Source organism: Edwardsiella ictaluri ATCC 33202 (assembly GCF_000264785.1).
GTDB lineage: Bacteria > Pseudomonadota > Gammaproteobacteria > Enterobacterales > Enterobacteriaceae > Edwardsiella > Edwardsiella ictaluri.
This window is the reverse complement of sequence record NZ_AFJI01000008.1, coordinates 1-19,030: the sequence shown is the minus strand read 5'-3', so window position 1 is coordinate 19,030 and position 19,030 is coordinate 1. Positions and strand designations below refer to the sequence as shown.

General features: G+C 54.9%; 17 protein-coding genes. 8 read left to right on the top strand and 9 right to left on the bottom strand.

The genetic code is table 11. From position 1 onward, the window contains the following. Window positions 1–353: 353 nt before the first annotated feature. The 4 genes from rsmG to asnC form a co-directional block, all read right to left on the bottom strand. Window positions 354–974 carry a 16S rRNA (guanine(527)-N(7))-methyltransferase RsmG gene (rsmG, locus tag EIEH_RS00655; protein ID WP_015873045.1) on the bottom strand — a complete coding sequence of 207 codons (621 nt, stop codon included), beginning with the start codon at window positions 972–974 and terminating at the stop codon, window positions 354–356. Between the two features lie 85 nt (window positions 975–1,059). After that, window positions 1,060–2,949 (bottom strand): tRNA uridine-5-carboxymethylaminomethyl(34) synthesis enzyme MnmG, encoded by a 1,890-nt coding sequence (gene mnmG, locus EIEH_RS00650; protein WP_015873044.1) that lies wholly within the window; start codon window positions 2,947–2,949, stop codon window positions 1,060–1,062. A gap of 396 nt (window positions 2,950–3,345) precedes the next feature. After that, window positions 3,346–3,789 (bottom strand): FMN-binding protein MioC, encoded by a 444-nt coding sequence (gene mioC / locus EIEH_RS00645; RefSeq protein WP_015873043.1) that lies wholly within the window; start codon window positions 3,787–3,789, stop codon window positions 3,346–3,348. A gap of 102 nt (window positions 3,790–3,891) precedes the next feature. Next, window positions 3,892–4,353 (bottom strand): transcriptional regulator AsnC, encoded by a 462-nt coding sequence (gene asnC, locus EIEH_RS00640; protein ID WP_015873042.1) that lies wholly within the window; start codon window positions 4,351–4,353, stop codon window positions 3,892–3,894. Window positions 4,354–4,511: 158 nt separating this feature from the next. Here asnC and asnA point away from each other — a divergent pair, with 158 nt between their 5' ends. Then, complete coding sequence (gene asnA, locus EIEH_RS00635; protein ID WP_015873041.1) at window positions 4,512–5,504, top strand: aspartate--ammonia ligase; 993 nt, start codon at window positions 4,512–4,514, stop codon at window positions 5,502–5,504. Window positions 5,505–5,507: 3 nt separating this feature from the next. Here asnA and viaA read toward each other — a convergent pair whose 3' ends face one another. Both viaA and ravA read right to left on the bottom strand, forming a co-directional pair. Continuing rightward, window positions 5,508–6,962 (bottom strand): ATPase RavA stimulator ViaA, encoded by a 1,455-nt coding sequence (gene viaA, locus EIEH_RS00630; RefSeq protein WP_015873040.1) that lies wholly within the window; start codon window positions 6,960–6,962, stop codon window positions 5,508–5,510. A 1-nt stretch (window position 6,963) separates the two neighbouring features. Then, the gene (ravA, locus tag EIEH_RS00625; protein WP_015873039.1) at window positions 6,964–8,478 is read right to left on the bottom strand and encodes an ATPase RavA; all 1,515 of its coding nucleotides are present in this window, start codon (window positions 8,476–8,478) and stop codon (window positions 6,964–6,966) included. A gap of 262 nt (window positions 8,479–8,740) precedes the next feature. On the opposite strand from ravA, the gene kup reads away from it, so the two are divergent. The 7 genes from kup to rbsR all read left to right on the top strand — a co-directional run bounded on the left by kup (window position 8,741) and on the right by rbsR (window position 16,647). Beyond that, complete coding sequence (gene kup / locus EIEH_RS00620; protein WP_015873038.1) at window positions 8,741–10,609, top strand: low affinity potassium transporter Kup; 1,869 nt, start codon at window positions 8,741–8,743, stop codon at window positions 10,607–10,609. Between the two features lie 191 nt (window positions 10,610–10,800). Beyond that, the gene (rbsD, locus tag EIEH_RS00615; protein ID WP_015873037.1) at window positions 10,801–11,220 is read left to right on the top strand and encodes a D-ribose pyranase; all 420 of its coding nucleotides are present in this window, start codon (window positions 10,801–10,803) and stop codon (window positions 11,218–11,220) included. A gap of 7 nt (window positions 11,221–11,227) precedes the next feature. Then, window positions 11,228–12,733, top strand: a complete 1,506-nt coding sequence (gene rbsA, locus EIEH_RS00610; RefSeq protein ID WP_015873036.1) for a ribose ABC transporter ATP-binding protein RbsA — start codon at window positions 11,228–11,230, stop codon at window positions 12,731–12,733. Between the two features lie 6 nt (window positions 12,734–12,739). After that, on the top strand, window positions 12,740–13,720 hold the full coding sequence (gene rbsC / locus EIEH_RS00605) for a ribose ABC transporter permease (RefSeq protein WP_015873035.1): 981 nt from the start codon (window positions 12,740–12,742) through the stop codon (window positions 13,718–13,720). Between the two features lie 23 nt (window positions 13,721–13,743). Next, the gene (rbsB, locus tag EIEH_RS00600; RefSeq protein WP_015873034.1) at window positions 13,744–14,631 is read left to right on the top strand and encodes a ribose ABC transporter substrate-binding protein RbsB; all 888 of its coding nucleotides are present in this window, start codon (window positions 13,744–13,746) and stop codon (window positions 14,629–14,631) included. Window positions 14,632–14,703: 72 nt separating this feature from the next. Then, a complete protein-coding gene (gene rbsK, locus EIEH_RS00595) occupies window positions 14,704–15,633 on the top strand; it encodes a ribokinase (protein ID WP_015873033.1) in 930 nt (309 codons plus the stop codon). Between the two features lie 6 nt (window positions 15,634–15,639). Next, complete coding sequence (rbsR, locus tag EIEH_RS00590) at window positions 15,640–16,647, top strand: ribose operon transcriptional repressor RbsR (protein ID WP_015873032.1); 1,008 nt, start codon at window positions 15,640–15,642, stop codon at window positions 16,645–16,647. On the opposite strand, the gene mdtD is transcribed toward rbsR, so the two are convergent. The 3 genes from mdtD to EIEH_RS19455 form a co-directional block, all read right to left on the bottom strand. Beyond that, window positions 16,638–18,047 carry a multidrug transporter subunit MdtD gene (mdtD, locus tag EIEH_RS00585; protein ID WP_015873031.1) on the bottom strand — a complete coding sequence of 470 codons (1,410 nt, stop codon included), beginning with the start codon at window positions 18,045–18,047 and terminating at the stop codon, window positions 16,638–16,640. The two genes, rbsR and mdtD, sit on opposite strands and share 10 nt — an antisense overlap. A gap of 17 nt (window positions 18,048–18,064) precedes the next feature. After that, the gene (locus EIEH_RS00580) at window positions 18,065–18,757 is read right to left on the bottom strand and encodes a FadR/GntR family transcriptional regulator (RefSeq protein ID WP_015873030.1); all 693 of its coding nucleotides are present in this window, start codon (window positions 18,755–18,757) and stop codon (window positions 18,065–18,067) included. A 45-nt stretch (window positions 18,758–18,802) separates the two neighbouring features. After that, on the bottom strand, window positions 18,803–19,030 hold a 228-nt coding region (locus EIEH_RS19455), incomplete at its 5' end, for a hypothetical protein (protein ID WP_204365805.1).

Below are 19,030 nucleotides of genomic sequence, written 5' to 3'. Positions count from 1 at the left end.
CATAGAGGAAAGGCTATTTTTTAGCCAATACTGCTGATATATACATTTAAAATCATAAAATCAGTTGATTACCCCATCAATCTATAGTTCAAAACCAAATGGAAACAGCCTGTTGACATATCGTTCCCCTCTTATCTGCCCGCCCCTAAACGGGAAACAATACGGCAAAAATACACGGGCAGAGAGAGATAGCGGTCGGATTAACAGTGCTTAGGCAAGAGGATAATCACGCAAACATTGTAAACAAACGGTAAACAAATGAAATATATGTCTACAAATGATTCAAGTTATTAACGGTTGATCCGTTCACTTACTATGCAATGTTTTTTTTGTTTTTTTGACAGAAAACAAAATTAATCGGATTTTAGTACCACCAGATGGCGTTCCCCCTCCAGCATTGGCACCTGCAGGCGGATCAGTTGATCCACGCTAACGCCGGCCGGTAAGCTTTGCAGCTCATCCTGTGGAACTCCCCCCTTCAGGGCATAAAAGCGTCCATGGTGCGCGGCTGGGAGATGATGACACCAAGACACCATATCCTGTAAAGAGGCAAAAGCACGGCTGATCACACCGTCAAAAGGCGGCTCTGCGACAAACGCCTCGACCCGGCTCTGCACCGGCTCAATATTGTCCAAACGCAGCTCATGCTGGACCTGACGCAGGAAACGTACCCGCTTGCCTAAGCTATCCAGCAGCGTGAAATTGGCATCAGGGCGCACAATAGCCAGAGGGATCCCCGGCAGACCCGGTCCTGTTCCCACGTCGATGAACCGCAGCCCCTGCAGATAAGGACTCACAACGATGCTGTCCATGATATGGCGCACCAGCATGTCGCGCGGCTCGCGTACAGAGGTCAGGTTATAGGCCTTATTCCACTTATCCAGCAGAGATACGTAGCCCAGTAGCCGTTGTTTTTGCTGATCGGTTAACGAAATGCCGGCCTGCGCCAGCAGCGTGTCCAGTTGCTTGTACAAGGTATATACCTCAATCAAAGCCGGCCGTCTTAAAGACGGCCGGTCGTGAATAATGGCCGCCAGGCAGCGGCCAATGGGCGCGCAGCTACAGGCTGCGACGCAGCATTCCCTGCTTTTTCAGCCACACCAGCAGAATAGAGATCGCTGCAGGCGTAATACCGGAAATACGCGATGCCTGACCGATAGAGCTGGGTTTATGATCGTTAAGTTTCGCGATCACCTCATTGGACAAGCCATTGACCTGACGATAGTCCAAATCGGCTGGCAGCAACGTATTTTCGTTACGCAGCTGCTTTTCAATTTCGTCCTGCTGACGGGCAATATACCCTTGGTATTTAACTTGGATCTCAACCTGCTCAGCCGCCTGACGATCCGCCAGCGGTGGATAAAACGGAGACAGCGAGGTCAGCGTGGCATAATCCATCTCAGGCCTACGCAATAGATCCTCACCGCTGGCCTCGCGAGACAGCGGGGTTTTTAACAACACATTCACCTCAGCCGCCCGTTCAGACTGCGGGTGTACCCAGGTTTCACGCAGGCGCTGACGTTCACGCTCCATGTTTTCCAGCTTCTGGTTAAACTGGGCCCAACGCACATCGTCGACCAGACCCAGTTCACGCCCTATCGGGGTCAAACGCAAGTCGGCGTTATCTTCACGCAACATCAGACGATACTCCGCACGTGAGGTAAACATGCGGTAGGGCTCTTTGGTACCCAGGGTACACAGGTCATCCACCAGCACGCCAAGGTATGCCTCGTCGCGACGGGGCATCCAACCTTCTAAATCGGCAGCACAGCGTCCAGCGTTCAGGCCTGCCAGTAACCCCTGTGCCGCCGCTTCCTCATAGCCGGTTGTGCCGTTGATCTGACCGGCGAAGAACAGCCCCTGAATGTATTTACTCTCCAGGGTGGGCTTCAAGTCCCGCGGATCGAAGAAATCATACTCAATCGCATACCCCGGACGCACGATGCGGGTGTTTTGCATCCCCGCCATCGACCGTACGATGGCCATCTGAACGTCAAACGGCAAGCTGGTTGAGATCCCGTTTGGATAGATCTCATTGCTGCTCAGTCCCTCTGGCTCCAAAAAGATCTGGTGCGCATTACGATCGGCAAAGCGCATCACCTTATCTTCGATCGACGGGCAATAGCGTGGGCCGATCCCCTCGATGATCCCGGCATACATCGGGCTGCGATCCAGATTGCCGCGGATCACCTCATGGGTATGTTCGTTGGTATGCGTTATATAGCACGGTACCTGACGCGGATGCTGACTGGCCTCACCGAGGAAAGAAAAAACCGGCGCTGGGTTGTCACCGTGCTGCTGCGCCAGCACGCTGAAGTCGATGGTTCGAGCGTCAAGGCGCGGAGGTGTGCCGGTTTTCAGTCGGTTTACCCGTAGCGGTAACTCGCGCAGGCGGCGGGCCAGTCCGATGGAAGGCGGATCGCCTGCGCGACCACCGCTGTAGTTCTCCAGACCGATATGAATTTTACCGTTCAGGAACGTGCCTACGGTGAGAACCACAGCTTTGGCGCGGAACTTTAGCCCCATTTGGGTAACCGCACCGACGACGCGATCGTTTTCAACGATCAGATCCTCTACAGCCTGTTGAAAGATCATCAGGTTGGGCTGGTTCTCTAGCGCCATACGTACCGCCTGACGATACAGTATGCGATCGGCCTGTGCCCGGGTTGCACGTACCGCGGGTCCTTTGCTGCCGTTGAGGATCCTAAACTGGATCCCACCTTTGTCGATCGCCTGAGCCATCAGTCCCCCCAGGGCATCGACCTCTTTTACTAAGTGCCCCTTACCGATACCACCGATGGCTGGATTGCAGGACATATGTCCTAGCGTATCGATATTATGTGTTAATAACAGGGTCTGGCGGCCCATTCGGGCAGAAGCCATGGCCGCTTCGGTACCGGCATGGCCGCCACCGATAATGATGACGTCAAAGGGATCGGGGTAAAACATGGTACTACACCTCGCGCTGACCGAAAGGCTCTCAACGATCGTTATTTGCCTAGGGGTGGGGATTCTACTCAAGTTTAGGCGCAGGTCCAACCTATGTGGATCGCGGATCCTCCGCCCAGTATTTAAAAGATCTTTTTTATTTAAAGATCTCTTTATTAGATCTTCTATTAGGATCCTGATCCTTTGTGGATAACACGAATTTATCAATAAGGATCAAGTTACTATGCAGGATCATTAACTGTGGAAGATCGGTGATCCCAGACCGTAAAAGCTGGGATCTTTATTGGTTGTTATACACAGGTGTAAAAACAGCACTGGTTTATTATTTGAATAACTACCGGTTTTTTACTGCTTATAAAAAGACTTATACACAGTCTAAGTGGGCAAAAAACATACTCACTGGATAAGTTTTTCCCATTGGATCAGCCACTCCTCGGCGAGATCCTCTGGAATATCGCAGCGCTGGATATCGATCTTGAGCATTTCACCAAGGCGCTGAGCGCCGAATGCGATCAGAATACGATCGACGATCGCTATCCCTCCGCAAAAGGTGTCATATTCACTGCTGCCGATACCGACAGCGCCAAAGTGGATCCCTGAGAGATCCGGCTGCTGGGTCTCTATCTGTTCAAATAGCGGTTGCAGGTTGTCCGGCAGCTCTCCGGCGCCGTGCGTCGATGTCACCACCAGCCAAATACCCAGCTGGGGTAGCTCACCCAGATCCGGACCGTGCAGCACCTGCACGTCATGACCCCGTTCAGTTAACTTTTCTGCCAGATGTTCGGCGACATATTCGGCGTTGCCTAAGGTACTGCCGCTGATAACGGTGATATTTGGCATGATGATCCCAGCGAATGATTTGGACGGGCTATTGTACGCTGCGAATTTGCTGGGATCTAGCTGTGGATAATCTGGGTGTGAATGCGGATAACTCGATCCTGATCAGGGCCTGATGTCGCGCATGATCGGGTTTTGCAGTGAGATCAGCGTTTCCGTAGACTGAATTTCATCAATGGTCTGGATCTTGTTGATAAGTACGTGCTGCAGCGCTTCGATAGATTTGGTCATTACTTTAATGAAAATACTGTAGTGACCGGTGGTGTAATAGGCCTCGACCACTTCATTGAGACTTTCCAAGCGCGCCAGGGCGGCCGGGTAGTCTTTAGCGCTTTTGAGAATAATGCCGATGAAGCAGCAGACGTCATATCCCAACATCTTAGGGCTGACCTGTATGCAGGCGCCGGTAATGACGCCTGCCTGTTTCATCTTTTCTACCCGTACGTGGATGGTTCCCGGGCTGACGTTAAAATTTTTCGCCAGCTCAGCATAAGGCGTACGGGCATTTTGCATCAGCGCATTGAGGATGCCACGATCGAGATTATCGATCGGATAAATTTCTGCCATTTTTTACCTTTAGATTTAGATAAAATTCAATTATAGACGCCATAAAATGATTGATTAAAACCAATAAGGCAATATTTGTTGTTGATTATTGAATTCATCGTCGCATCTGTTGCTTAATCAATATCAACAGGAAAGAAAGACAGGCAGTGAGTACAACAATGAAAAAATCCTATATTGAAAAACAGCAGCAGATCAGCTTTGTTAAGGCACATTTCTCCCGTCAGCTGGAGCAGCGTCTCGGTCTCATTGAAGTGCAGGCGCCGATCCTGAGCCGTTTGGGCGACGGTACGCAGGATAACCTTTCCGGTCATGAGAAGGCGGTACAGGTAAAGGTGAAGAACCTGCCGCAGGACGCCTTTGAAGTGGTGCATTCTCTGGCCAAATGGAAACGTAAGACGCTGGGAATGTATGACTTTGCACCGGGGGAAGGACTGTATACCCACATGAAGGCGCTGCGTCCCGATGAGGACCGTCTCTCAGCGATCCACTCGGTGTACGTGGATCAATGGGACTGGGAGCGCGTGATGGGCGATGGGGAGCGTACCCCTGCCTATCTGCAGGAGACGGTGCGCCACATTTATGCCGCGATGAAAACAACAGAGGCTGAAGTGTGTGCGCAGTACGGTTTAACGCCATTTTTACCCGCGGAAATCCATTTTATTCACAGTGAGGCTCTGTTACGCCGTTATCCGGATCTGGATGCCAAAGGCCGCGAGCGCGCGATCACCCATGAGCTGGGCGCCGTGTTCCTGATCGGGATCGGCGGCCGCTTGTCAAACGGTCAGGCCCATGACGTTCGCGCGCCGGACTATGATGACTGGACGTCGCTGGGCGCAGAGGGCTTCGGTGGGCTCAACGGCGATATTCTGGTGTGGAACCCGGTGCTGGGTGATGCCTTTGAGCTCTCATCCATGGGGATCCGCGTTGATGCCAAGGCGCTGAAGCGTCAGTTGGCGCTGACGGACGATGAGGATCGTCTGGCGCTGGAGTGGCATCAGTCACTGCTGCGCGGAGATATGCCACAGACTATCGGTGGCGGTATCGGCCAATCCCGTCTGGTGATGCTGCTGCTGCAGCAGCAGCACATCGGTCAGGTGCAGTGCGGTGTATGGCCTCAGGAGATTCGCCAACGCGTGCAGGCGATTCTCTAAGACTCAATGGCGCCAACGACGCAGCAGACGTCCCTTAATTCCGCTGTCGAAGCGCCAAATATAATCAAAGACTTTCATTATGCTGGGCTTGCCATGTGGCGACATGGCCACTGCGTGAAAGCAGTGGCCATCCTGTTTTTGCAACTGGTTTATCAGACCCTGTGTTTCTTCTGGCAACCGCTGGGCAATAAAATCGGAAATGACGACTGCATCCGCCTGTTGCCAGGTCGGTTGCTGCAGCAGTGTACAGGTTTGCGCCAGGCAGCGTGCCAGATCGGTTCCCCCACGAAAGCGCTGGCTGAGAAAACGAATCGCCTGATCGATGCCGCTGTCGGCGGTCAGTTCATACTGCACAATTGCAGTAGAAAACAGCATGATGTAGCAGCGACGATTATCGGCAAGTGCGATGCGCATCAGTGCCAGACAGAACGCTTTGGCACACTGCTCATGAAATCCTCCCATTGAACCTGACGTGTCTACGCAGACAATAAACGGTCCCTTGGGCTGCTGTTGATGGTGGCGGTACGTTACCCTGTGCTGAATTTGCTGTTCACGCCAGGCATCACCCTGCAGACGATAGGTCATCAGGCGCTTTTCCAGCAGACGGCGGTAAAACTCCAGCTCTAGCTCGCTGAGCCCCAGCAGCGACAGCTCGCTGGGCATCAGACGCAGGATCTCATCACTTTGATGGATCCCGCTGACCTCTTCAGGCATAACGGCCGGCTCGCGTACCAGTACGCGGCGAATCTCCAGCTGAGTGTCTGCGTGATCCTGAGGATCTGCGGCACGGCTGCGCCCCAGCCGTTCAGCCAGCTGCAGCAGCTCTGGCTGGCCGGCAAGAAAGTCACCGTACTGAACCAGCAGCTGATAGTCACCGTGATGCGTCGGTGCACGGCTCATATCCCAGAGACGGCCCGCGGCATTTTCATTCTCCACCAGCACCGGTTCTAGTGCGCCACTGAGTTGCATGCGCTGTTGCAGCTCTTGCTGCAGCATCTCTCGTTCCTGCTCCATCACCTGGTGGTGGAGCGTCAGAGTACGGGCGACCAGGCTCAGGCGCCATTGCTGTAAAAACAGTGTGTGAAAACTGTCGCTGTGGGTGATCTTCCCATCGGGACAGAGCTGGTGTGCTTTATGACTAAACGGAGAGCCTTGGCTATCCAGCGCGGCAAGGGTTGCGGGTAAGCGGCGGAAGAATTCACCGCTGCCCAGTAGGAGCTGATGCTGATACAGCGTAAATTCTTGAGCCAGATCATCGGGTACGTTGGTATCGTGGATCCGTTTACGTAGACGGCGCTGCCAGCCGGGCCACTCGCGATCGATGATCTTGCGCAGGCGGGGATATTTTTCAAAGAAGACCGCCAACTGAGGGGCGGCTATCAGCCCGACCAGAAAGTCCTGCAGCAGCTCGCTTTCATTCATTACCAGAAAAGCTTCTACGGCCTCAAGTGACGGCATGTTAGAGGGTATCTCCCTGCAACCGAGTTGCTAGGGCATTAAGCTGTTCATCCACCTCCAGCAGGCTGGCCTCTATCTGGGCCAGCCACTCACGGCAGACAAACAGGCAGGGCTGCTGCCCGGCAAACTGTTGGCGCTGCTGGCGCAGTGTTTGCCTTATCTCCTCAAGAGCAGCCAGAATGGTGGGATCTGCTGGCTGACGCGTACCGTCAGGCAGACCCAGCAGGCTGGATTGATGGCTGATATCGCGGATCTCCAGTTGATGCTGTGGATTAATATCAACGTCAATGCTCAGGGCAAAGCCGATACCGTTGAGGCGGGCCCGCAGTTCGCCGCCTTTTTGCAGCCAGCGGGTCAGCGCCGCGGTTTCAACGGTTAAGTGGGTAACCTGCATATCGTGCAGGCGCAGTGGTTGCAGCAGTAGCAGCGTGAGCTGCGGCGAATTGAGATCCACTGGCAGGGTATAGTGGGTCTTGTGGTTAAACAGCGCGGATTTATGTCGTAGCGTCAGCGCGCGGTTCTGCTGATATGTCCGCTGGCTTTGCAGCCATTGGCCTTCCAGCTGCTGGATCTGCAGCAACAGCCTTTGCTGCCGGTAGGCCTGCTGCGTCAGGATCTGCTGGATGTGCTGATTCAGCAGCTGGCGGGAGGAAAGATCGTGCCATAGGCACTCTTTCAGCAGGATCAAATCAAGTGGCGCAACGGCATTGCGGCCGCTGAAAAAGGCACAGGCCTGCAGCAGGCGTACGGATTTTTTCCAGCGTCGATCGGATATATAAGGCGTGTTTTCCAGCGTGTCGATATGCTGGCGCAGTTGAAATATGAGGTCAAAGACGTTATCCGGTAGTGTTACACCGCTTAGCTGTTGTTGCCAGCGTTGAAACTCGTCGCCGTCGATGCTGAGGCTGTCAGGTACAGGATTGGCATTTTCATCCTGGTGGTTATTGATCAGCGCCCGAAAATTACTCTTTTCCTGCACTTTATCCAGCCATAGGCGGATCAGCATACGGTCGTACAGCGCTTCCAGCCCCCCGTCAGCGTCAGGCAGCTCGTTAGAGGCGGTTACCAGCAGGCGCAGTGGGATATCCTCTTCCCGATCACCGTTACGGAAACGGCGTTCGTTGATGGCGGTCAACAGAGTATTCAGAATGGCCGGGCCCGCTTTCCATACCTCATCCAAAAAGACGATTTCGGCCTCTGGCAGGTAGCCCTGGGTCAGGCGCTGGTAGCGTCCTTCATCTTTTAGTGCCTGAATAGAGAGGGGGCCAAACACCTCCTCCGGAGTGGAAAAGCGGGTCATCAGGTACTCAAAGGCGCGTGCATTGCGAAAGGCAAACTTAAGCCGACGGGCGATTAAGCTTTTGGCAATGCCCGGCGGCCCAAGCAGGAAGACGCTTTCCCCGCACAGCGCAGCCAGCAGACACAGACGTACTGCCTGCTGCCGTTCATACAGCCCGGACTCCAGCGCCTGGCTCAGTCGTGAAATACGTTCTGCCAATTGGCGAGGTTGCGTCATAATATTCTCTATTCATGATATGGATGATTTTGTTGTATCCATTTATAAACTATATGACCAGCTTTTATTTTCATTCACGGCCATCGGGGAGAGATTTACAGGCAATGCGGCGGCGCCACATGTTGTTTGTTACATAATCAACGATGTTCTTGCGGGTTTTACAGTGGGAATACATGTGTATTTATGCATACTGTGCAATCTTTATCTGCGCTCGGGATGTTGGCGCATTGATGGCTGACGGAAATTTCAAACGAAAAATGTTATGAGTACAGAACAGAAACGTTCACTGACTACGGTTACACTGGCCGCTATTGGCGTTGTATATGGCGATATAGGCACCAGCCCGCTATATACCCTGCGCGAGTGTTTTGCTGGGCACTATGGATTTGAGGTTAAGCCAGAGACTGTCTTTGGCTTCCTTTCGCTGATTTTTTGGATGCAGATTCTGATCGTCTCGCTGAAGTATCTGACCTTTGTGATGCGAGCCGACAACGAAGGTGAAGGGGGGATACTGACCCTGATGTCGCTGGCTGGCCGTAACACACCGGCGCGGATAACGGCTATGCTGGTGATCCTGGGGCTGATTGGCGGTAGCTTCTTCTACGGCGAGGTGGTTATCACTCCGGCAATTTCTGTTATGTCTGCCATTGAAGGGCTTGAAATTGCTGCCCCGTCGCTGGATCCCTATATCGTTCCGCTCTCTGTTCTGGTGCTAACGGTCCTGTTTTGTATTCAAAAACACGGTACCGGCAGTATTGGCCGCTTGTTTGCGCCGGTGATGGTGCTGTGGTTTTTAGCGCTGGCCATATTGGGTGGGCGCAGTATTCTCGCCAATCCTCAGGTGCTGTATGCCCTGGATCCGCGCTGGGCTATCAACTTCTTTATACATTATAAGGCGCTGGCATTTTTTTCCCTCGGTGCCGTGGTGCTGTCAATCACCGGGGTCGAGGCGCTGTATGCTGACATGGGCCACTTCGGTAAACGGCCGATCCGTCTCGCCTGGTTTCTGTTTGTGATCCCCTCTCTGATGCTGAACTATTTTGGCCAGGGAGCGCTATTGCTCAAAGATCCGTCGGCGATAAAGAATCCCTTCTTTTTGTTGGCACCTGACTGGGCGCTAATCCCATTGCTGGTATTGGCTACCCTCGCTACGGTCATCGCGTCGCAGGCGGTGATTTCCGGCGTCTTTTCTCTGACGCGGCAGGCGGTTCGTCTCGGTTATTTGCCGCCGATGCGTATTATTCATACGTCGGATATGGAGGCCGGTCAGATCTATATTCCGGCCATTAACTGGGCGCTATATATCAGCGTGGTGTTGGTTATCGTCGGCTTTGAGCGCTCCAGCAATCTGGCGGCGGCCTACGGTATCGCTGTTACCGGTACGATGGTGCTGACCAGCATTCTCTCCTGTACCGTCGCGTTTAAAAATTGGCATTGGAACCGTTTCTTGGTCGGGATCCTGTTGGTATGCCTACTGTTTATCGATATACCGCTGTTTAGTGCCAATGCCATGAAGATATTCTCCGGTGGCTGGTTACCGCTGACGCTGGGGCTGATGATGTTTATCGTCATGACGACCTGGAAAAGTGAGCGCTTTCGTCTATTGCGTCGCCTGCATGAGCACGGAAATTCTCTGGAGGCCATGATCGCCTCGCTGGAAAAGTCACCTCCGGTCAGGGTGCAGGGAACTGCGGTATATATGTCGCGGGCGGTGAACGTCATTCCCCTGGCGCTGCTGCATAACCTGAAACATAACAAGGTGCTCCATGAGAGGGTGATCTTGCTGACCCTGCGTACCGAAGATGTGCCCTATGTGCATAATGTGCGTCGCGTCACCCTCGAACAGCTGTCGCCGACGTTTTGGCGGGTGGTGGCCAGCTATGGCTTTAAGGAAACACCGAACGTTGAGGAGATTTTCCACCGCTGCGGTCTAGAGGGGCTATCCTGCCGGATTATGGAGACCTCGTTCTTCATGTCCCATGAGTCACTGCTGCTGGGACACCGGCCTTGGTATCTCAAGGCGCGGGGCCGGCTGTTCATGGCGCTGAGCCGCAATGCGCTGCAGGCGGCCGATCAGTTTGAGATCCCGCCTAATCGGGTTATCGAGCTGGGAACCCAGGTCGAAATCTGAACCGTCAAACAGGATAAAGAGTAAAAGGGCGCCTAACGGCGCCTTTTCTCTTTTTACTTACTGTTTAGCTGAATCGTTTTTACTACGAAACGTTTCGATTATGATCACATTTTTTTATTTTTTGTTTTGTCCAGCCCGGCTATACCTTTACAATCAGCGGTTATCGAAACGTTTCGCCAGTGGGGCGAGCTATGAAAAAAGGCACGGTATTAAATTCTGAACTTTCAGCCCTGATCTCCCGTCTGGGTCATACGGACAGCGTGACGGTTGGCGATGCCGGGCTGCCGGTTCCTGACGGTATCCAGCGTATCGATCTGGCGCTGACCCATGGCATCCCGCGTTTTATGCAGGTTATTGAGACGATGACGGCGGAAATGCAGGTTGAGCGTGCCGTTTTGGCGCAGGAGATGGTTGAGGCTAATCCTGACATTCACCGGCAGCTGGTGACATGGCTGCAGCGGCTGGCGCAGACGCAGGGCAACGCGATTCATATCGACTATGTTTCCCACGGTCAGTTTAAGGCGCTGAGCGGTGAAAGTAAGGCCATCGTCCGCAGCGGAGAGTGTTCACCCTATGCCAATGTACTGCTGTATGCCGGCGTGACCTTTTGAGGCCATTATGCAACCGTTACTGGCTTTAACCGCAATCGATAAATCGTTTCCCGGCGTGAAGGCGCTGTCCGGTGCTTCGCTGAATGTCTATCCCGGACGGGTGATGGCGCTGGTTGGAGAAAACGGCGCAGGCAAATCCACCATGATGAAAGTGCTGACCGGGATCTATCAGAAAGATGCCGGTTCGCTGAATTATCTGGGCAAAGAGACGGCGTTTAACGGTCCCAAGTCCTCGCAGGAGGCCGGCATTGGTATTATTCATCAGGAGTTGAACCTGATCCCGCAGCTGACTATCGCTGAAAATATCTTTTTGGGCCGCGAGTTTACCAATCGCCTGGGGCGTATCGACTGGAAAAAAATGTATGCCGAGGCAGACAGGCTGCTGGCACGATTGAATCTGGACTATGGTGGCCGCCGTCTGGTCGGCGATCTGTCCATCGGCGAACAGCAGATGGTCGAGATAGCCAAGGTGCTGAGTTTCGAATCGCGGGTCATCATCATGGATGAGCCGACCGATGCGCTGACGGATACCGAGACGGAGTCCCTGTTTAGCGTCATTCGTGAGCTGAAGGCTCAGGGGCGCGGCATTGTTTATATCTCACACCGTCTGAAGGAAATCTTTGAAATCTGCGATGACGTGACCATCTTCCGCGACGGACAGTTTATCGCAGAGCGGCCCGTCAGCGCGCTCTGTGAAGATTCGCTGATTGAGATGATGGTTGGGCGCAAACTGGAGGAGCAGTATCCGCGCCTCGACAGTGCGCCTGGCGATCTGCGCCTGCAGGTCAGTCACCTATCAGGCCCTGGCGTCAGGGATGTCTCTTTTACGCTGCGCAGCGGTGAAATACTGGGCGTGTCCGGGCTGATGGGCGCGGGGCGCAGTGAGCTGATGAAGATCCTGTACGGCGCGCTGCCGCGTACCCAGGGGAGTATAACCCAGGAGGGCAACCCTATTCAGACCCGCTCTCCGCAGGAGGGGATGGCCAACGGGATCGTCTATATCTCAGAGGATCGAAAGCGCGATGGCCTGGTGCTGGGAATGTCGGTGAAGGAGAACATGTCACTGACGGCGCTGCGCTACTTCAGCCGTCTTAATGGCTCGCTCAAGCATGGCGAAGAGCGGGAGGCCGTCGGTGATTTTATCTCGCTGTTCAACATCAAGACCCCATCGATGGATCAGGCTATCGGCCTGCTTTCCGGCGGAAACCAGCAGAAGGTGGCGATTGCCCGTGGCCTGATGACCCGCCCCAAGGTTCTCATCCTTGATGAACCGACGCGCGGCGTCGACGTTGGTGCCAAAAAAGAGATCTATCAGCTGATTAACCAGTTTAAGGCGGAGGGGTTGAGCATCATTCTGGTCTCCTCCGAAATGCCCGAGGTGCTGGGAATGAGCGATCGTATTCTGGTCATGCATGAGGGGCGGCTGAGTGGCGAGTTCCCGATTGAACAGGCAACACAGGAAGTGCTGATGGCCGCGGCCGTTGGCAAGCAATACGGCGTTAAGCAGGAGTAATCCCCGATGAATACCCAAGTAACTGCAAACCAGGGCGGATTCAGCAAGGTCCGACTCAAAGTCTGGCTGGTCGAGCAGAAATCGCTGATCGCCCTGCTGGTGCTGATCGCGGTGGTCTCCTCCATGAGCCCCAATTTCTTCACCGTCAATAATCTGTTCAACATTCTGCAGCAGACCTCCGTGAACGCCATCATGGCCGTAGGGATGACGCTGGTGATCCTGACCTCCGGCATCGATCTGTCCGTAGGATCGCTGCTGGCGCTGACCGGCGCGGTCGCGGCGTCCATTGTCGGGATGGATGTGAATGCGCTGGTGGCGGTTGGCGCAGCGCTGGCGCTGGGGGCGGCGATTGGCGGCTGCACCGGCGTTATCGTGGCTAAGGGCAAGGTTCAGGCCTTTATTGCGACCCTGGTGATGATGCTGCTGCTGCGCGGGGTCACGATGGTGTATACCGACGGCAGTCCGGTCAATACCGGTTTCTCTGCGCAGGCGGATCTGTTTGGCTGGTTTGGCATTGGTCGTCCTCTGGGGATGCCGACGCCTATCTGGCTGATGATTGTGGTCTTTGCGCTGGCGTGGTACATGCTGCACCACACCCGCATGGGGCGTTATATTTACGCGCTGGGGGGGAATGAGGCGGCAACGCGCCTGTCCGGGATCAGCGTCGATCGCGTCAAGATTGCGGTGTATGCCCTGTGCGGCTTGCTGTCGGCGTTGGCCGGTGTGATAGAGGTCGCCCGGCTCTCCTCAGCGCAGCCGACGGCCGGTACCGGCTATGAGCTGGATGCGATTGCGGCGGTGGTGCTGGGCGGGACCAGTCTGGCCGGCGGTAAGGGGCGGATTATGGGAACGCTGATCGGCGCCCTGATCCTTGGCTTCCTGAATAACGGCCTAAACTTACTCGGTGTTTCCTCCTACTACCAAATGATCGTCAAGGCAGCGGTGATTCTGTTGGCGGTTTTGGTAGACAACAAAAGCAATAAATAATCTTACCTACAGGAATCGATGAGATGAATATTACAAAACTGGCAACCTTGATCTCCGCCGTGGCCCTGAGCGCCATCCTGAGTGCCAACGCCATGGCGCAGGATACCATTGCCCTGGTGGTCTCTACCCTGAATAACCCGTTCTTTGTGTCGATGAAGGATGGCGCGCAGAAAGAGGCCAATAAGCTGGGATACAAGCTGGTGGTATTGGACTCACAGAACAACCCGGCCAAAGAGCTGGCCAACGTACAGGATCTGACCGTGCGCGGCGCTAAGCTGATGCTGATTAACCCGACGGACTCCGATGCGGTGGGCAACGCGGTAAAAATGGCCAATCAGGCCAATATTCCGGTGATCACCCTTGACCGTGCGGCCAGCCAAGGTAGCGTGGTTAGCCATATCGCCTCCGATAACGTCGCCGGCGGCAAGCTGGCCGGTGACTTTATCGCCCAGCAGCTGGGGACCGGTGCCAAGATCATTCAGCTGGAGGGGATCGCCGGAACCTCGGCAGCCCGTGAGCGCGGCGAAGGCTTTAAACAGGCGGTCGTCGCCCATAAGTTTGACGTACTGGCCAGCCAGCCAGCCGACTTTGACCGTACTAAGGGCTTGAACGTCATGCAAAACCTGCTCACGGCTCACCCGCAGGTTCAGGCCGTATTCGCGCAGAACGATGAGATGGCGCTGGGTGCCCTGCGCGCTTTGCAAACGGCGGGGCGTAACGATGTGTTGGTCGTCGGATTCGATGGCACCCAAGACGGTGAAAAAGCGGTACAGAGCGGTAAGCTGGGAGCCACTGTAGCACAGCAGCCGGAGCAGATCGGCGTGATCGGCGTCGAGACCGCGGATAAGGTGATCAAAGGGGAAAACGTGCCGGCCAACATTCCGGTTGAGCTGAAGCTGGTCACCAAGTAACGTACCGGGAGACCCTCCGGGCAACGCCGCCGCTGGGATACCGGCGGCGGTAGATAAGTAGGAATACAGAATATGCAAACAGGCAAACTGGTCGTATTAGGCAGTATCAATGCCGATCACATTCTCAAGGTCGAACATTTTCCCCGCCCCGGCGAAACCTTAACCGGACAGGGATATCAGGTGGCATTCGGCGGTAAAGGGGCCAATCAGGCCGTTGCCGCCGGGCGCAGCGGTGCGGATATTGCCTTTATTGCCTGTGTTGGCGCCGATGATATCGGCGAACGGATCCGAACCCAGTTGGCCGGTGATGGGATCGATATACACGCCGTGGAGCGCGTCGATGGCGAAAGCACCGGCGTGGCACTGATTTTTGTCAATCAGGATGGGGAGAATGTCATTGGCATCAACGCCGGTGCTAATCATGCGCTGACGCCGCAGTATCTATCTCACCACCGGACGCTGGTGGTGCAGGCAGATGCGCTGCTGATGCAGCTGGAGTCACCGTTGGAGACCGTTGAAGCCGCCGCGGTGCTGGCCCGAGAGCATCAGACCAAGGTAATTTTGAATCCCGCACCGGCGCGGACGCTGCCGGATTCTCTGCTGCGGCTGGTGGATGTCATCACTCCCAATGAGACCGAGGCTGAGCATCTGACCGGTATTCGGGTCCACAGCGATGAGAGTGCTCGCCAAGCCGCCGCTGTATTGCACGGTAAAGGCATCGAAACCGTGATGATAACGCTTGGTCGCCGCGGCGTTTGGGTCAGCCAGGAGGGGTATGGTGAAGTGATCCCGGGATTTAGGGTTAACGCTGTCGATACCATTGCTGCCGGGGATACCTTTAACGGTGCGTTGCTAACCGCTCTGCTGGAGGGGAATACCCTGCCTGCCGCCGTGCGCTTTGCCCATGCTGCCGCGGCGATCGCCGTGACGCGTGAGGGCGCGCAGTCCTCTGTCCCTTGGCGCCGTGAGATCGATGCCTTCCTACAGACGCATCAGGAGTAATCATACGTGGCAACAATGAAGGACGTCGCCCGTCTCGCAGGCGTCTCCACCTCGACTGTATCCCATGTCATCAATAACAATCGCTTCGTCAGCGACAGTGTGCGTCAGCGTGTCCTGGAGGCCGTTCAGCAGCTGAATTATGCCCCTTCTGCGCTGGCCCGCAGCTTAAAGATGAACCAGACGCACACGCTCGGGATGTTGGTTACCACCAGTAATAATCCTTTTTTTGCTGAGGTGGTACGCGGGGTAGAGCGCAGCTGCTATGAGCGGGGCTATAGCCTGATCCTGTGTAACACTGAGGGCGATCCGGCGCGTATGAGCCAGAGTATGGAAACTCTGCTGCAAAAGCGGGTGGATGGTCTGCTGATGATGTGCACTGAGAATTTTCGGCCGGCGCAGGAGATGATTGCCCGTTATCCCGCGCTGCCGACGGTAATGATGGACTGGGCGCTGTTCGATGGCCAGAACGATATCATCCAGGATAACTCCTTCCTGGGGGGGCAAATAGCGACACGACATCTGATCGAACGCGGCTATACCCGCATAGCCTGTCTGGCGGGTCCTAAGGATAAGTCCCCCTCTCGCCAGCGTCTGGAAGGCTTTCTGCACGAAATGAAACAGGCCGCGCTACCTGTGCCGCCGGAGTACATCCTGTTCGGCGATTTCGAGTTTGCCGGTGGAGTGCAGGCGATGAAACAGCTGCTGGCGCTGCCGACGCCGCCCCATGCGCTGTTTACCGGCAATGATGCGATGGCCGTCGGCGTATATCAGGTGCTGTTTGAAGCCGGACTGCGGGTGGGCGATGATGTCGCGGTCGTCGGCTATGACGATATTGAGCTGGCGCGCTATATGTCGCCGCCGTTGACGACGATTCATCAGCCCAAGGATGAGCTGGGAGAACTGGCCGTCGATACGCTGGTACACCGTCTGCAGCATCCCTCGCGGGAGCCACAGACACTGGTATTAACGCCCCAGCTTATTGAGCGGGGATCGGTCGCCATCCATCACGGTTGAGGGGGAGTATCACGGTGATATGGGTGGCGGCGGCCCTTCAGCAAATGGTCGCCGTCCCTGGGATGGAGTAACATGAATACGTTGGCAGACAGCAGGGTGATGGCGCCCATTGTAATAAAGGTATAGTGGAAGTGATCGACCAGTGACCCGGTAATCCGAGTATCATAAAAGCGCAGCACCGCGGCGCTGACCGCAACGCCAAAGCTGATGGACAGCTGCTGGGTCACCGCCAGTACGCAGTTGCCTGCGCTGGCATTTTGGTCGCTCAGATCGCCAAGGGTAAGCGTGTTCATTGCGGTAAATTGGGTGGATATAAACATCCCCAGCAGGAACAGCGGCAAGATCAGCAGCCACAGGGGCATTTCAGGCTTCTGTAGGGAGAACTGCGCGATCGTCAGACCGATAATCAGCGTCACCCCAACCAACGTGTTACGATATCCCTGGCGGTGCAGTACGCCGGTAACCAGTGATTTTCCCAACATCGACCCCAGCGCCGTTGGTGCCATCATGCAGCCCGAGACAATGGCACTATAGCCGAACCCTACCTGCAGCATGAGCGGCATCAGAAATGGAATGCAGCCGGTGCCCAGGCGTGAGGCTATGTTACCCACGATGCCAATAGAGAAGGTATGGGTACGAAATAGAGGAAGGGCGATAAGCGGGTGAGGGTGGCGTCTGGCGTGCAGGATATACAGTAGCAATGAGCCGAGGCCTGTCAATATGATGCCCCAGGCATAGGGCTGCGGTAGCGTCGGCTTACCGAATAGCTCCATGCCACATGAGAGCAGCACCAGCCCCAGACCAAATAGCATAAAGCCAAGCATATCAAAGCCGTGTGTTGGGGCGGTAAAGTCAGGCATATAGCGCAGGGCATAGAGGATTCCGATGATGCCAATCGGGATATTGATCAGGAAAATCCAGTGCCAGGTTGCATAGGTGACGAGCCAACCGCCGAGCAAAGGGCCGAGCACTGGACCCACCAGACCGGGTAAGCTGATGAAGTTGAGTACCGTCAATAGCTCATCGCGCGGATAGGCGCGCAGGAGCGCGAGACGGGCAACCGGCATCATCATCGCCCCGCCTACACCCTGTAGAACGCGGGAGGCGACCAGCATTTCCAGTGATCCCGACAGCGCGCACAACAGGGAGCCAAGTGAGAATAGCGAAACGGCGGCAATAAAGACGCGCCGGGTCCCCATCCTATCGGCTATCCAGCCACTGATGGGGATCAGCATTGCGACTGTCAGGGTATAACTGATGATGGCAGACTGCATCACCAGCGGGGAGCAGGCCAGACTGCGGGCGATGGCGGGCAGTGCGGTATTCAGGATAGTGGCATCCAGCGCCTGCATAAAAAAAGCCATTGCTGCAATCCAAGGCAAGCCAGCCATCTGGGTCATAAATTTTCCGTCGAGTGTTAGACTCCCTCTATACCCAGCAAGCCCTGACAGGCCACATAGGCTCCATGGGCGTCGCCAGCGAGAATAGCATCGACGATCGCTTGGTGTTGCTCCAGCTTGACGACTTCATTGCCGGTTACCGAACGGAAGTAGCTTTGGTAGACCGAGTTGAACAAGTTGGAGAACGAGGTCAGGAATGGGTTAGCGCTGGCCTTGTAGATTTGCTGGTGGAATTGTACATCGACCCGAATCCAGCGCTCGCGATCAAAATGGCTATTGAGCTCGCGCATTTCGTGCATCAGGTTATTGATCGCGGCTTTATCAGTGTCGCTGGCGTGTAGTGCCGTTAGCAGACAGGCCTGCGGCTCCAGCGCATTGCGCAGTACCAGGAAGTGATCTTTTACGTGTTCAAAATTCTCTCGGGTTAGCCACCAAGTCAGCAGCTCCTGATCGAGAAAGTTCCAGCTACTGCTCGGCATGACGCGTGTACCGATGCGCGGACGTGGAAGCAGCATACCTTTGGCCGCCAGCATTTTTACCGCTTCACGTACGGCGGTACGACTGACGCCATAGATCTCACCCAGTTCGAGTTCCCCCGGCAGAATGCTGCCGGACGGATATTCGCCGGACAGGATCCGCTGGCCTATCTTCTCAGCAAGCAGATAGGAGAGATTGCGCTGGGCGGCTTGTTGTTGAGCATTTAGTTGCATGGCTAGTTGATCCTAATAGGGTATGCATATCTATACTTCTCTATTTTATCCTACAAAAAACAGATCACACTGTACTGTTGGATGAAAAGAGTCCGATATTACGCTTTTTTGTGCGAGGTGGTGAAAATAAGCGCAGTTGTGCGTTTTTTTTAAATTAAGACTTGTCACGCCGCGAGAAGTCCCTATAATGCGCCTCCACTGACCGGGAACAACGACTGATGCGTCGCCCAGCCAGTCGGAGAAAGCAAAAAATAACTGCTTGACTCTGCGGGC

Excerpts from the sequence above, each read along its gene's own strand:
- rbsC (WP_015873035.1), top strand. The coding sequence starts at position 12,740 with ATGAATACCCAAGTAACTGCAAACCAGGGCGGATTCAGCAAGGTCCGA.
- rbsK (WP_015873033.1), top strand. The coding sequence starts at position 14,704 with ATGCAAACAGGCAAACTGGTCGTATTAGGCAGTATCAATGCCGATCAC.
- ravA (WP_015873039.1), bottom strand. The coding sequence starts at position 8,478 with ATGACGCAACCTCGCCAATTGGCAGAACGTATTTCACGACTGAGCCAG.
- asnA (WP_015873041.1), top strand. The coding sequence starts at position 4,512 with ATGAAAAAATCCTATATTGAAAAACAGCAGCAGATCAGCTTTGTTAAG.
- mnmG (WP_015873044.1), bottom strand. The coding sequence starts at position 2,949 with ATGTTTTACCCCGATCCCTTTGACGTCATCATTATCGGTGGCGGCCAT.
- mioC (WP_015873043.1), bottom strand. The coding sequence starts at position 3,789 with ATGCCAAATATCACCGTTATCAGCGGCAGTACCTTAGGCAACGCCGAA.
- asnC (WP_015873042.1), bottom strand. The coding sequence starts at position 4,353 with ATGGCAGAAATTTATCCGATCGATAATCTCGATCGTGGCATCCTCAAT.
- viaA (WP_015873040.1), bottom strand. The coding sequence starts at position 6,962 with ATGCCGTCACTTGAGGCCGTAGAAGCTTTTCTGGTAATGAATGAAAGC.
- rbsD (WP_015873037.1), top strand. The coding sequence starts at position 10,801 with ATGAAAAAAGGCACGGTATTAAATTCTGAACTTTCAGCCCTGATCTCC.
- kup (WP_015873038.1), top strand. The coding sequence starts at position 8,741 with ATGAGTACAGAACAGAAACGTTCACTGACTACGGTTACACTGGCCGCT.
- mdtD (WP_015873031.1), bottom strand. The coding sequence starts at position 18,047 with ATGACCCAGATGGCTGGCTTGCCTTGGATTGCAGCAATGGCTTTTTTT.
- EIEH_RS00580 (WP_015873030.1), bottom strand. The coding sequence starts at position 18,757 with ATGCAACTAAATGCTCAACAACAAGCCGCCCAGCGCAATCTCTCCTAT.
- rbsB (WP_015873034.1), top strand. The coding sequence starts at position 13,744 with ATGAATATTACAAAACTGGCAACCTTGATCTCCGCCGTGGCCCTGAGC.
- rbsA (WP_015873036.1), top strand. The coding sequence starts at position 11,228 with ATGCAACCGTTACTGGCTTTAACCGCAATCGATAAATCGTTTCCCGGC.